The 12,987-nt window shown below is 61.9% G+C and carries 12 protein-coding genes and 3 tRNA genes; 13 read left to right on the top strand and 2 right to left on the bottom strand.

Annotated elements, in window-relative coordinates; translation table 11 throughout:
* The first annotated feature begins 18 nt into the window (after positions 1-18).
* The 9 genes from EFAMC2_RS03770 to EFAMC2_RS03730 all read left to right on the top strand — a co-directional run bounded on the left by EFAMC2_RS03770 (position 19) and on the right by EFAMC2_RS03730 (position 5,564).
* On the top strand, positions 19-573 hold the full coding sequence (locus tag EFAMC2_RS03770) for a biotin transporter BioY (protein WP_154027252.1): 555 nt from the start codon (positions 19-21) through the stop codon (positions 571-573).
* 185 nt (positions 574-758) lie between these two features.
* Positions 759-832 (top strand) — tRNA-Gln (locus EFAMC2_RS03765).
* Between the two features lie 25 nt (positions 833-857).
* Positions 858-934: transfer RNA gene (locus EFAMC2_RS03760), tRNA-Glu, on the top strand.
* Between the two features lie 50 nt (positions 935-984).
* A tRNA-Glu gene (locus EFAMC2_RS03755) sits at positions 985-1,061 on the top strand.
* 361 nt (positions 1,062-1,422) lie between these two features.
* Positions 1,423-2,145 carry an amino acid ABC transporter ATP-binding protein gene (locus tag EFAMC2_RS03750; RefSeq protein ID WP_187325148.1) on the top strand — a complete coding sequence of 241 codons (723 nt, stop codon included), beginning with the start codon at positions 1,423-1,425 and terminating at the stop codon, positions 2,143-2,145.
* A 142-nt stretch (positions 2,146-2,287) separates the two neighbouring features.
* Positions 2,288-3,145, top strand: coding sequence for a transporter substrate-binding domain-containing protein (locus EFAMC2_RS03745; protein WP_154027246.1), 858 nt, complete (start codon positions 2,288-2,290; stop codon positions 3,143-3,145).
* 184 nt (positions 3,146-3,329) lie between these two features.
* Positions 3,330-4,076, top strand: coding sequence for an amino acid ABC transporter permease (locus EFAMC2_RS03740; protein ID WP_154027243.1), 747 nt, complete (start codon positions 3,330-3,332; stop codon positions 4,074-4,076).
* Positions 4,077-4,079: 3 nt separating this feature from the next.
* The gene (locus EFAMC2_RS03735; protein WP_154027240.1) at positions 4,080-4,718 is read left to right on the top strand and encodes an amino acid ABC transporter permease; all 639 of its coding nucleotides are present in this window, start codon (positions 4,080-4,082) and stop codon (positions 4,716-4,718) included.
* Between the two features lie 81 nt (positions 4,719-4,799).
* Positions 4,800-5,564: an AAA family ATPase gene (locus EFAMC2_RS03730; RefSeq protein ID WP_154027541.1), complete on the top strand. Its 765-nt coding sequence runs from the start codon at positions 4,800-4,802 to the stop codon at positions 5,562-5,564.
* A gap of 253 nt (positions 5,565-5,817) precedes the next feature.
* On the opposite strand, the gene EFAMC2_RS03725 is transcribed toward EFAMC2_RS03730, so the two are convergent.
* On the bottom strand, positions 5,818-6,666 hold the full coding sequence (locus EFAMC2_RS03725; RefSeq protein ID WP_187325131.1) for a LysR family transcriptional regulator: 849 nt from the start codon (positions 6,664-6,666) through the stop codon (positions 5,818-5,820).
* A 183-nt stretch (positions 6,667-6,849) separates the two neighbouring features.
* Here EFAMC2_RS03725 and citD point away from each other — a divergent pair, with 183 nt between their 5' ends.
* From citD to citF, 3 genes are read left to right on the top strand one after another with little or no spacing between them, the layout of a single operon-like run.
* Positions 6,850-7,149, top strand: a complete 300-nt coding sequence (gene citD, locus EFAMC2_RS03720) for a citrate lyase acyl carrier protein (protein ID WP_154027234.1) — start codon at positions 6,850-6,852, stop codon at positions 7,147-7,149.
* The gene (locus tag EFAMC2_RS03715) at positions 7,146-8,138 is read left to right on the top strand and encodes an aldolase/citrate lyase family protein (RefSeq protein ID WP_222838512.1); all 993 of its coding nucleotides are present in this window, start codon (positions 7,146-7,148) and stop codon (positions 8,136-8,138) included. The genes citD and EFAMC2_RS03715 overlap by 4 nt, the downstream gene beginning before the upstream one ends.
* 12 nt (positions 8,139-8,150) lie before the next feature.
* On the top strand, positions 8,151-9,695 hold the full coding sequence (citF, locus tag EFAMC2_RS03710) for a citrate lyase subunit alpha (RefSeq protein WP_154027231.1): 1,545 nt from the start codon (positions 8,151-8,153) through the stop codon (positions 9,693-9,695).
* A gap of 133 nt (positions 9,696-9,828) precedes the next feature.
* On the opposite strand, the gene EFAMC2_RS03705 is transcribed toward citF, so the two are convergent.
* Positions 9,829-11,190, bottom strand: a complete 1,362-nt coding sequence (locus EFAMC2_RS03705) for a glutamate-cysteine ligase family protein (RefSeq protein ID WP_187325130.1) — start codon at positions 11,188-11,190, stop codon at positions 9,829-9,831.
* A 305-nt stretch (positions 11,191-11,495) separates the two neighbouring features.
* Here EFAMC2_RS03705 and EFAMC2_RS03700 point away from each other — a divergent pair, with 305 nt between their 5' ends.
* A complete protein-coding gene (locus tag EFAMC2_RS03700) occupies positions 11,496-12,791 on the top strand; it encodes a YbhN family protein (RefSeq protein WP_154027225.1) in 1,296 nt (431 codons plus the stop codon).
* The last annotated feature ends 196 nt before the right edge of the window (positions 12,792-12,987 follow it).

Genomic DNA, 12,987 nt, shown 5'->3' with positions numbered 1-12,987 from the left:
ACTGAGGAGGACCTCTGAATGGCTTCTGACAAGACCGTGCTCTCCACGCGCGACATCACCTTTACGGCGGTTGGCGTGGCTTTGATCACCGTTGGCGCTTGGGTGTCGGTGCCGCTCGGCCCCATTCCGTTCACCCTGCACACCCTTGCGCTTGCGTTCGTGCTTGTGGGAATGAGCGCCAGGCAGGCGACGCTCTCCGTTGTGCTCTATGTCGCCTTGGGTGGCTTGGGACTCCCGCTCTTTGCTGGCATGAAGGGCGGCTTGGCGTCGCTTGCCGGTCCCACGGGTGGTTTTCTGCTTGGCTTTCTCGTTGCGGCCTTCGTGTCACTGCTCGTTCGTCGTTTGATGGCGGAGGGTCCCGCGAGGGACGTCGTGACCGTGGTGGCGATGCTCGTGTGCTCCTACGGCTTGGGTATGTGGTGGCTGATGACGTCGACCGGCATGGGATTTGCGCCGGCCTTTGCGGCTGCCTGCGCGCCTTTCATCATCCCCGACATCGTGAAGGTTGCTGTGGGCATCACGCTTGCGCGCGCGGTGAAGCATGCGGTTCCGAGCCTGCAGGTCCAGCAGTAGGGGACTTCTTGGCCTGCGGATGTTACTGCCATATTGGCTTTGTTACCTGCGGTTTTGAATTGGACTATCCGGGATCCAAAATCTTTTTCAAAAAAGTTTGGATTTCCGCTTGCACCAAAGGCGGGTCTACCGTATAGTTCTTTCTCGCGCTGAGGCGCACCGAGCAACAAGGCAGCATCACCAATTGGGATGTCGTCTAATGGCAGGACAGCGGATTCTGGTTCCGTCAATGGGGGTTCGACTCCCTCCATCCCAGCCATTTGCTGACTTGCAGCTCACAGCATGGCCCGTTCGTCTAGCGGTTCAGGACGCCGCCCTCTCAAGGCGGAGATCACCAGTTCGAATCTGGTACGGGCTACCATGATAATTCCGGAGCACTCAGGCTCCGTGGGACTTCGGTCCCATACATATGGCCCGTTCGTCTAGCGGTTCAGGACGCCGCCCTCTCAAGGCGGAGATCACCAGTTCGAATCTGGTACGGGCTACCAACTGGATTCCCGGAGGGTTAATTACCTCCGGGTTTTTTTGTTCGAGTTGCGCCGCTTCGACCAAGGTGGCGCTGATTCGGATGCATATTGTTTCCAATTGATGCGTTTTGTTAACTGGTCCATACCTCGGGCTTCTAACAACACATGACTGTCTATTGTTGAGTCGAGCCATACTTCTACAGATGAAAACCGCAGGTAAATGCTACTTAACCAGCTCCCTTGTCCTGCCGCTTTGTTTCGGGTTGTTGTTTCGGCTCTGTCACAGTTGGGTATCAGGCGCTGGATTTCCGCAGGTACTTCCTTATAGTCATCTGTGCACGCAATCGAGAAGGGGACGTACCACATGGCCGACGACAAGAACATGATCGAGATCAAGGGTCTCAACAAGTACTTCGGTGACCTGCACGTTCTGAAGAACGTTGACCTTACGGTCAAGGCGGGCGAGAAGCTCGTCATCATCGGCCCCTCCGGCTCCGGCAAGTCGACGCTTATCCGTTGCGTCAACTACCTCGAGGAGCCCACGAGCGGTACCGTCACCATCGACGGCGTCGAACTCACCAAGAAGAACCACCTGGAGATGGCTCGCAAGTACTCCAGCATGGTCTTCCAGCAGTTCAACCTCTACCCGAACATGACGGTGCTCGGAAACCTCACCCTCGCCCCCATCAAGCTCCAGAAGAAGAGCAAGGAGGAGGCCATCGAGACTGCAATGGCTGCCCTTAAGCGCGTCGGTCTTGAGCGCAAGGCGGGGGAGTATCCGCAGAACCTCTCCGGTGGCCAACAGCAGCGTGTCGCCATCGCCCGCGCCCTCTGCACCAAGCAGCCCATCATCCTGTTCGACGAGCCCACGAGCGCCCTGGACCCCGAGATGGTCCAGGAGGTGCTGAACGTCATGGTCGAACTCGCTCAGGAGAACATCACCATGATGTGCGTCACGCACGAGATGGGCTTCGCTCGCGAGGTTGCCGACCGCGTGATCTTCGTCGACGACGGCCAGATCGTCGAGGAGGGTACGCCGGAGCACTTCTTCGAGAACCCGCAGCACGAGCGTACCAAGGACTTCCTGAGCAAGATTCTGCGCTAGGGTCTCGCCCTCATCGGGCAAGCGTTTAACTTCGCCCCTCTGTGGGGCACCGATCCTGTGTCCTCGCCCGCATTTCGCAGGCAGAACGAACGGCCAGCTTCAGGCGGCCGGATATTGACGTACCAACGAAAGGGGTACCGAAATGAAGAACATGTCCCGTCGCCAGTTCATTGGCACGCTTGGTCTTACCGGGGCTGTCATGGCCCTTGGCCTTGCCGGTTGTGGCTCCAACGGTGGCAACAGCGCGTCCACCGGCTCCTCCGACTCTAAGGTCGAGACGATCAAGAGCCGCGGCAAGCTCAACGCCGGCGTCAAGAAGGATGTTCTGGGCTACGGTTACCTCGACCCCGCCACCAATAAGTATCAGGGCCTGGAGATTGACCTCTGCTACCAGCTCGCCGCCGCAGTCCTCGGTGTCTCCTATGATGAGGCCAAGGAGAAGGACCTCGTGGCCTTCACCGACGTCACGCCCAAGACTCGTGGTCCGCTCATCGACAACGACTCCCTCGATGTCGTCGTTGCCACCTACACCATCACGGACGAGCGCAAGAAGAGCTGGGACTTCTCCACGCCCTACCGCACCGACCACGTAGGCATCCTCGTGAAGAAGTCCTCGGGCTTCCAGACCATGACCGACCTCAATGGCAAGGTCATCGGCGTCTCCCAGGGTTCCACCACCAAGGACCTGGTCACCAAGATGCTCCAGGAGAACAACTTCAACGTCACGCCGACGTTCCAGGAGTTCCCGGACTACCCCTCCATCAAGAGTGCCCTGGACGCCGGCAACGTCGATGCCTTCGCCATGGACCGCTCCACGCTGAAGACCTACACCACCGATGACTGCGAGCTCCTGCAGCCGGACATCGAGTTTGGTGCTCAGGACTACGGCGTGGCCACCAAGAAGGGCTCCGACCTCTCCAAGGTCGTTGACGACAAGGTCAACGAGCTGCTCTCCAATGGTTGGATTGACCAGGAGATCAAGGACTGGGGCCTCCTGTAGGACTTGCTACCTGGGGCCAGCTGCGAAGCCGGCCCCAGGTTCTTCCCGCGGCGGTCGCCTGCGTTGGGCCAATGTCACGGGGTGCCGGTGAATCCGGCGGTTGTAGTTTCAGAAGGGGTGGACTCTTTGTCACGCGTGACGTGACAAAGTGCCTGTCCCTTCTCGTTTGTCGGAAAGGATCCACATGCTAGACGGACTCCTCGATCCCCTGCGATGGCAGGCGACCTTCGCGAACATGGACCAGCTGTGGCAGGGTTTCTCCGTGACCCTGCAGGTGGTTGTGGCTGGTCTCATCCTCTCGCTGGTGCTGGGGACGATTCTTGGCGTGTTCTCGACTACGCGCTCGCGCGTGCTGAGGGCCATAAGCCGCATCTACGTCGAGTTTTACCAGAACACGCCACTGCCGGTGCAGGTCTTCTTCATGTACATGGCGGGACCCAAGATTCTCCAGACGATTACGGGAGCCTCTAGCCCGGTCCGCATCGCTCCGTTCGTGCTCGGTTTCGTGGGGGTTGGCCTCTATCACGCCGCGTACATCTCCGAGGTCATTCGCACGGGCATCGAGGCGGTTCCGCGCGGGCAGATGGAGGCGGCCCAGTCCCAAGGCTTCACGCGTGCACAGTCGTACCTCTACATCATTCTCCCGCAGACGTTCAAGGTGATTCTGCCTCCGCTCTGCAACCAGGCGCTCAACCTCGTGAAGAACTCCTCCGTGCTCGCGCTTGTGGCCGGCGGAGACCTTATGTACAACGCAGACGGCTTCGTTTCTACGTGGGGCTACCTGCAGGGATACATCATGGCGTGTGTGCTGTACTTCATCATCTGCTTCCCGCTCGCCGTTCTCGTGCAGTGGCTCGAGAAGCGCTCCAAGGAGCGTCCGCGTGCCAAGGAGATTCCGGGAATCACCACCGAGCCTGCGAAGGAGGCCTAAGGTATGGAAATCTTCAACGCAGCCAACCTTGGCTTCATCATGCTCGGCTTTGTCAAGACGCTTGAGATCTCGGCCCTTGCCATCGTGCTCTCGATCATCTTTGGCACCGTGCTCGCCCTGGTGAAGACGTACGCGGTCAAGCCGCTGAGCCTGCTCGTGAGCGCCTACATCGAGCTCTTCCGCTGCACGCCAAACCTGCTGTGGATTCTGTTCATCTACTTCACGGTGAAGGGCAATGACGTCTTCATCTCCGTGCTTGCGTTCACGATCTTCACCTCTGCCGTCATGGCCGAGATCATTCGTGGTGGCCTCAACTCGATTCCCAAGAGTCAGTTCGAGGCGGCGCAGTCCCAGGGCTTTGGCTTCTTTGCGACGATGCGTCTCATCATCCTGCCGCAGACGTTTAAGACGATCATCCCGGCGCTCTTCAGCCAGTGCACCACCGTCATCAAGGACTCCTCATACCTTGCCGGTGTCAATGTGGCCGAGTTCATGTACAGCACCAAGGTTGTCATGGCGCAGACCTCTGACCTACAGGGCGTGTTGCTGCTCTATGGGTTCACGTTCCTGCTGTACTTCATCCTGAACTTTGGTATCTCGCTCATCGTGCGTGCCTATCAGCGCCGCCTCATGACGGTATAATCACGACGGCTCGTAACGAGTTTGTAACATTGGGGCCTCGCTCTGCGGGGCCTCTTGCATAAGGAGGGAATCGTGGCTGGCATGAAAAAGAAGAAGGACATTGACCTGTTTGCCAAGGCGCACCAGCGTGTGGCGCCCGTCGTCATCGCCATCGCGCGAGATTACGGCGCGGATGGTCACGAGATTGGCATTCTGCTCTCGCGCCGCCTCGGCATTCCCCTGTATGACAACGAGCTCCTGGTGAGGGCCTCCATGCGTCTCGGGGCCTCCGTCGACCAGGTTGCCATGTACGACGAGCAGGTTGCCGCAGAGATGATGGCCTTCCTGCCAGACCGCTTCGATGCCCGTACTGCCGCCGACAAGCTGTTCGATTCCATGCGCGGCGTCATCCAGGACCTCGGCTTCACCGAGACCTGCATCATCGAGGGGCGCCTCTCCGACTACATCCTCCGCGAGAACCGCAACCTCATCAGCGTCCTCGTGACCGCACCTATGGAGGACCGCGTTAAGCGTGTCATGGCCAAGCGCGGCCTGAGTGAGGACGAGGCCAAGAAACTCGTCAAGAAGATGCAGAAGAACCGAGAGCAGTTCTACAAGCGCTACTCGAACGGTGCTTGGAAGCTGCGCGCGGGCAAGGACCTCGTGGTGAACCGTGGAAAATTCAGTCGCGATGCCTGCTGCGAAATCATCGCTCGTGCCTACGAGGCCAAGTGCGCCGAGATTGGCATGCCCCTGCCCACGCCCGTGGAACCCGCCACCATCCCGATGGCCACCGAGCCGCCCGTTGCCGAGACCGTTGAGGCCAGCCAGGCCGCCGTCATCGCCGGTGAGAACCTCACCAAGTAGCTTGTCATTGGGGATGGGTTTTTGCAGGTTCCCTGAAGCTGATGGCCGTTTGAAACTGGATTTCATTTCGCGATTGGTAGGCAAGGTTCATGAGGGTTTGAGTTAAGAGCGGAATCGGGCTTCGGTCCGATTCCGCTAATTTATCGGCTCGGCAGTTCGGACCTCAGTGTTTGTTGCCGGACAATTCGCTTGGGGATGGACAACTTGCTTGGGGCTGGACAACTCGAATATGCCCGAAATCCCCGTGCCGCCATTACATGGTTACTAGATCGACAAGGGCCTTGACCTGCGGCAGTCCGTCGGCATCCTTTTGCCAAAGTACGTGCATGGTTCTCTGAAGGGGAGATCCGTCCTCGAAGGTGCAGGGCTCCATGAGTCCGTCGAATCCCTCCAGGGCAATTCTGGGCAGGAGCGCCCAGCCCATGCCCAGCTCGACGAGCTTTGCGCAGGCGTGGAGGTTGTCAACTCGAATGTCGTCCTGGTGACGGTCGAGCCCGTGCTCCCTCAGCCATCTTGTGATGAGCTGCTGCTGGGCGGCGTCCGTCTCGTGGTCGATGTATGCGAGCTCTGAGAGCGGGTGGCCCTCGTGCTCGCGCGCCCTTACGACGAAGACGGGCTCCGTGTCGATGAGGCGCCCAGGCCCATCCCAGTTGAACTCGCCTCGAACGATCGCGACATCGAGCGTGTTTGCCCTGAGCCGCTCGACCAGCTCCGTGCTGCGTCCGGTCCGTATTCCCAGACGCACCCGCGGGTAGCTCGACCGATACTGCGCGAGGACGAAGGGTAGCTGCTCGGCCGCGTAGTTGATCGAGAAGCCGGCCGTGAGGCCACCCATGACCTCGTCTCCATAGGCGGAGATGTTCCTGCGCAGGAGCGCCAGCTCGCGTCCGGCGCGCATCGTGTGCGCAAGGGCCATCTCGCCGGCCGGGGTGAAGGTCACCCCACGGCGCGAGCGGACCAAAAGCTCGCAACCAAGCTCCTCTTCCAGCGCCTTGATGCGTTTTGAGAGGGCACTTTGCGTCATGAAGAGCCTCTCGGCGGCGTGGGTGACGTTGCGCGTCTCGTCGAGGGTTCGCAGGAGCATGAAGTCCACTTCGTCCATGGGGATTCCTTGTCTGCAGGGCGCAGCCGAGACGGTCGGCTCTGCTAGAAGCCATTCCTCATACGAATCAAAATCAAGTATAAGCATTCGTTTTACTAAACGCTTAGGGCATCGTATCTTCTCCTTGTCGGCAAGAGATGCCAAAACCACAGGGTAGAGGCCATGTTTGGTGAGGAGTGAGCCATGCAGATCAGTAAGACCGCGTTGGCCGGCACGCTGGAGTCCAGCGACTGTCAGGTCACGGTCGAGCCTGCCGAGACGCTGAGCGTGAACGTGGAGAGCAGCGTGCTCAATCAGTACGGAGACCAGATTTGGGAGTCGGTCGAGGAGGTGCTTGGCGACCTCGGTGTCACGAGCGGTGCCGTGAAGGTCGTCGACAAGGGCGCCCTGGACTGCACGGTCCGTGCTCGCGTGAGCTGCGCGGTCTTCCGCGCGTCCGATGCTTCGATGGAGAACATTCCCTGGGGAGGCGCTGTTCGATGAGCAAGGATATGTCCAAGAGCCCCGCTCCGTATCGCGACGATGCCCGTTCCGCGGCTGACGTGGCCTCCGGCCGCCACCACGTGACGCGCCCCAGGCCCGACAAGAACCGCTTGCGTCGCTCGATGATGTTTATGAACGCCCAGCGTCCCGGCCTTATCAAGGACGCCTACATCTACGGCTGCGACTCGATCATCCTCGACCTTGAGGATGCCGTTGCTGTCAACCAGAAGGACGCCGCGCGATTCAGCCTGTATTACGCCCTCACGAACATCGACTACGGCGACACCGAGGTCATCGTGCGCATCAATGGCCTCGACACGCCGTACTGGCGCGAGGACGTGCGCGTCTGCGTGGCGGGCGGTGCCGACGGCATCCGCATCGCCAAGTGCGAGAACGCCCAGATGGTGCACGACGTCGAGGACGCGGTGCTTGCCGCCGAGCGCGAGTTCGGTGTGGAGGAGGGTCGTACGCTGCTCATGGCTGCGCTCGAGAGCCCGCTCGGCATCATGAACGCCTATGAGATCTGCACGGCGTCCGACCGCATGCTGGGCTGCGCCATCTCGGGCGGCGACTTCCGCAAGTCCATGCGTGTCCAGATCGAGCCGGACGGCGTGGAGATGGCGGCCGCACGCGGAAATATGCTGCTTGCGGCCCGTGCGGCGGGTGTCCAGTGCCTGGACACGATGTACCCGAAGCTCGATGACGAGGAGGGCTTTCGCCGCGAGGTCGACCTCGTGCACCGCATGGGCTTCGACGGCAAGTCGATCATCAACCCCAAGCAGATCGCCTACATCCACGAGGTGTTCCGGCCCACTGACAAGCAGATTGCGGAGTCCGAGCACATCCTGCTCTCCTGCCAGCAGCAGACCGACGCGGGTATCGGCGTATATGTGGTCGACGGCAAGATGGTCGATCCTCCCTTCTATGAGGAGGCCCAGCGCATCATCGACATGGCCAAGAAGTGCGGCGTCTACCACGGCGTCCTGTAGGGAGTGAGACACATGATCAACGCAGTTGGAAGGGATATCCCGGACTACCTGCTCGAGGGTGGCCGCAAGGTCTACCAGGGGAGGTTCGCGAGTGACGGATCCCTCGTCAAGCGCGACGCGCCCACGACGGTCATCCACCAGCGCCCGCAGGAGAGCAAGCTCTGCGCGAGCATCCGTGAGGCCTGCGAGGCGTGCGGTGCGCATGACGGCATGACCATCTCGTTCCACAGCGAGTTCAGAAATGGCGACTACGTGGCGAGCATGGTGTGTCGCGTGCTCGTGGAGGAGCTTGGCATCAAGGACCTGCGCGTGGCGGCCACCTCGCTGGGAGACGCCCACGACTTGCTCGCAGACTACATCGAGGCCGGCATCATCACCCACATCGAGACGAGCGGCGTGCGCGGCCGAATCGGTGAGGCCATCAGTGCGGGCAAGCTGCCCGAGCCTGCCATCATCCGCAGCCACGGCGGACGTCCGCGCGCCCTGCAGGCGGGCGAGCTTCACGTGGACATCGCCTTCCTCGCTGCGGCAACCTCGGACGACTACGGCAACGCCAAGGGCACAGGCGGCAAGAGCAACTGCGGAAGCCTTGGCTTCGCCATCCCCGACTCCCGCTACGCCGACAAGGTGGTCGTCATCACCGACACGCTCGTGGCGTTTCCCAACGTGCCGAGCTCCATCCACTGTGAGGACGTGGACTGCGTGGTGGTCGTGGACGAGATCGGCGACCCGAAGCGCATCTCCTCCAAGGAGGCCCGCTTCACGCAGGACCCGCGTGAGCTCATGATGGCTGCGCATGTGGCCGACGTCATCGCTGCGCTGCCGTACTTCAAGGACGGCTTCTCGTTCCAGACGGGCGTGGGCGGACCCTCCGTGGCGGCCAACCGCTTCCTCGAGGCGCACATGCGTGAGCGTGGCATCAAGATGGGCTTCGCCATCGGCGGCGTGAGCGGTGCCATCTGCGCCCTGCAGGACAAGGGCCTGGTGGGCAAGATCCTCGACACGCAGGACTTTGACCAGACGGCGATTGCGCACCTCGCCAGCTGTCCCAACCACGTGGAGATCAGCCAGAGCGAGTACGCGAACCCCGGCTCCAAGAGCGCCTACGTCAACAAGCTCGACTACGTGGTGCTCTCCGCGCTCGAGATTGACACCAAGTTCAACGTCAACGTCACGACCGGTTCCGACGGCGTGGTGCGCGGCGCGCCCGGCGGACACCCGGATACGGCCGAGGGCTCCAAGTGCTGCATCATCGTGACGCCGCTCACCCGTGGCCGCATGGCCACCGTCTGCGACGACGTCGTGACCGTGACGACCCCCGGCGACTGCGTGGACGTGCTCGTCACCGACTACGGCATTGCCGTGAACCCGGCGCGCCCAGACATCGTCGAGTGCCTCGACTCCGCCGGCATCGAGCACGTGAGCATCGAGTCGCTGCGCGACCGCGCCTATGACATGGTGGGCGTTCCCAAGCAGCTCCAGTGGGAGGACGAGGTCGTCGCCATCGTGGAGGCGCGCGACGGCTCCGTTCTCGATGTGATCCGCAAGATCAAGTAGGCGGCTGGCCCAATCAGGGCGGCGCTTCCCTGAGATTGCCGGTTCATATATGAGCGAGGCCCCGCCCGAGATGTCGGACGGGGCCTCACGTCATTTGTAGCCGGCTGGTGGCTGTGGCCGCTGCTGGCAGCCTTTATTCAATGGCAAGGTCGCGCGGGACGCGGCGCAGGGCCCAAAGCGAGGTGAGCGGCTCGAGAAGGGTGAGGTCCTCGTCGGCGGCAAGGCCACGTTGCGAGAGGCCTACGAGCTCGTCCACGAGCTTGGTGACCGGCCTGCCATAGACGGTTGCCTCCCAGCCCTTGGCCTTGAGCTCCTCCCAGGCGGAGCGCACGTCTTCCTCGCCGATGCCGGGCAGGATGAGGGCCGCGGCCTCATCACCGACTTTGGGATCGTAGAAGAGACCCTTCACGAAGGCGGCGAGGGCGGCGCTCATCCTGGGTTCCATCGAGTCGGTGGTGCGGAGTTCGGCGAAGCCCTTAAGGCGGCATTCCGGGAACACCATCGAGGTCATGTGCTGGAGTTCGTGCTTGGTAAGCAGCCGCTCGGACATGACGTCGGCCTCGGTCTTGTCACCCGTGGATGAGGAGGCACCACCTTCGTTGGTGAACAGGATGGGCTTGACACCACACAGCCAGTCCACATAGCGCTCCGCGCCGAAGTCCTTATCGAAGGTGCCGGGCACGATACCGCAGCGTGTGGGGTCGACGCCCTCCCAGATGCGCGCATGGGCCATGCGCGGGGTGTCCTTGGCCGAAAGCCCGCGCCAATGCGGGGCGTTGTCGGTGAGGAACGAGAGGACGGGTCCCAGGGCCACGGCGAGCTGGTAGGTCTTCACGCCGTTCTTGCCGCAGGCGAGGTCAATCGAAACCTGCGCGGATGTGGTCCCGCGCATCATGTCGCGCGCGTAGCGGCCCGTCTTGGACAGGTAGGCGTCCATGAGGTGATAGCGGTCCTTCTCGATGAGCGGCACCTCGGCGGGGTTGGAGATGGCGGGGTTGAACCCGTAGGGCACCAGCTCCCAGTCGACGCCCATCTCTGCCGTGAGCTCGGAGAACTGGGCGTCGAAGGTCTCGAGTGCACCGAGGAGCGCCCGCACGTGGGCACTGGGGCCCACCGAAGCCTCGAGCTGGCTGCCCGGCTCGAGCGAGATGGAGATGCCCACCTGCTCGCCCCTGACCTCGAAGGAGCCTGCGTAGCCGAACAAGTGCCCATCGATGAAGACCTGCTCGGCGGCCGGGAAGAAGCGCGTCCAGCGCTCAAGCAGGTCGTGGACGCCCGGCTTGTCGGCATAGGCGACGGTGGCACCCGTGGCGCGGTCGATGACGAAGCGCTCCAACTCGAGGCCGACCTCGCGCCCGCCTGCGTTTGCGCAGGCGGGGGAGCGCAGCAGGCCTGCCAGCGCCTCCTTGTTACGGGCGAGGGTGGCCTGTTTGCCCTTGGAGGTCCCAGCCTCGCGCTCAGGTGCCTCTTCGTGGTTCGATGCTTCTCTGCTCACGGCTTCCTCCGCGTACGTGTGCCCCGGCGGCTTGTGTTGCGTGCCGACTCTGGGGCTTGTAATCGATGTCTTTTTATTACCCATAAGGATAGTAGGTTAATACCAAATTTCTCTTGCACAGTAGGGCATGGATGACTAAATCGTGTTCTGGGCATCGCCGTTTTGGAGGCCGATGCTCGAAGCTTCCTCCTACGGGTACTATTGGATGGTAATCGAATTCATGAACGCCTTGCGGGTGCGAGGAGTCACGCGTCTCGTGTGATTCCGAACGCCTGGGGCCGTTTGCTTGGGCCACGAGGAGCCGCATGTCTCAGAGCGCTGACAAGAACGATTCGCCGCGTCCGAGCACAGAGCGGCAAGCGGTCCCGAAGCATAGGCCGAAGGCCCCCAAGCCTCGCATCGCGGGCTCGGCCCCGGTTCGCGTCATCCGCGCGGAGGACGAGAAGGCGGCGGACCCCGACAAGAAGCAGGCCGCGCGAGGTGCCCAGTTCATCGGCCTCGTCTTTGGTGCCTACGTAGCCTTCCTGTTCTTCTCGGGCCAGATCGAGGAGTTCGTGGCGGCGTTCCAGAACCTCGAGCTCTCCTGGCTTATTGGGGCGTTCGCCTGCATCGGCATGTACTTCATCCTTGGCACGGCCGCCTACGTCACGGCCGTCTACCTCGACCACGACTCCCCGGTGGGCTTTCGCGACCTCATGGCCGTAGAGGCGTCCGGCAACTTCTTCGGCAACCTCACGCCCATGCAGATGGGTGCCTTGCCCTCGCAGATCTATCAGCTCACGAAGGCGGGTCTCTCCGTGGGCGCGGCCTCTGCCACGCAGTTCACGCGCTTCATCATGTTCCAGCTTGGCGTCGTGTTGTTTGCCGCGCTCATGCTCTGGGCCAAGCTGGGTTTCTTCATCGACAGCTACGGCGACATCGTCATCCTCAACCTGCTCGTGTTCGCCGGGCATGCGCTCGAGCTCGTGGGCCTTTTTGTGGTGTGCCTCTGCCCCAATTTCGTGCGTCGGGCCGGCGGTGGCCTGCTCAGGTGGGCGAGCGGGCACGGCTGGGTCAAGAACCGCGCCAAGTGGGACGAGATGCTCAACGTCCAGGTGGCTCAGTTCTCGACGGCATTCCGCAGGAGCGCCAAGAACGTGCCGGACATGGTGCTCACGCTCGTCATCACCATGCTGCAGCTTTCGTTCCTGTACATGATCCCGTGGTTCGTGCTGCAGGCCTTTGGGATTGAGACGGACTTCGTGACCTGCCTGGCGGCTGGCTCGATGGTCCAGCTCGTCTCGAGCGCGGTGCCGCTTCCTGGCGGCACGGGTGGTGCCGAGGGCGGCTTCGCCCTGTTCTTTGGTGGTATGTTCGGGAGCTTTGCCACGGCTGGCTTCCTCGTGTGGCGTGTCGTGACCTTCTTCGTGCCCACTTTTATGGCCGTTCCGATGCTGGGACTCAAGAGCTCGCACCGCGAGAGCATCTACCACCGGGTGCACAGGTGGACCCGTGGCGGCAAGGCCGTGAGGGCAAGGGGCGGCCACAAGGTTGGCCGTGGTGGCGTGGCCTACAAGCCGAAGCCTGCGAGCGGGCAGCGGGGTGGCAAGAAGCTGCCATAACCTGACGCTTTGGGTCGCTGGACGGCTTGGACGGGTAGTGCAAGGCGCTGTGCCGATGGGTGGCTTCTTTCTCCGATGAGATTGTTTCCCTCCAGCTAGCTGGTGGCTGTCCCCCAGTGGGCGTTGGCTTTTCGCACCTATGGACTTGCCTTTCAGTTTAAAATTCGGGCCCGCGGCCAGATACTGGCCGCGGGCC

Source organism: Olsenella uli (genome assembly GCF_901212655.1).
GTDB lineage: Bacteria > Actinomycetota > Coriobacteriia > Coriobacteriales > Atopobiaceae > Parolsenella > Parolsenella uli_A.
This window is presented reverse-complemented; position numbering and strand designations above follow the sequence as displayed.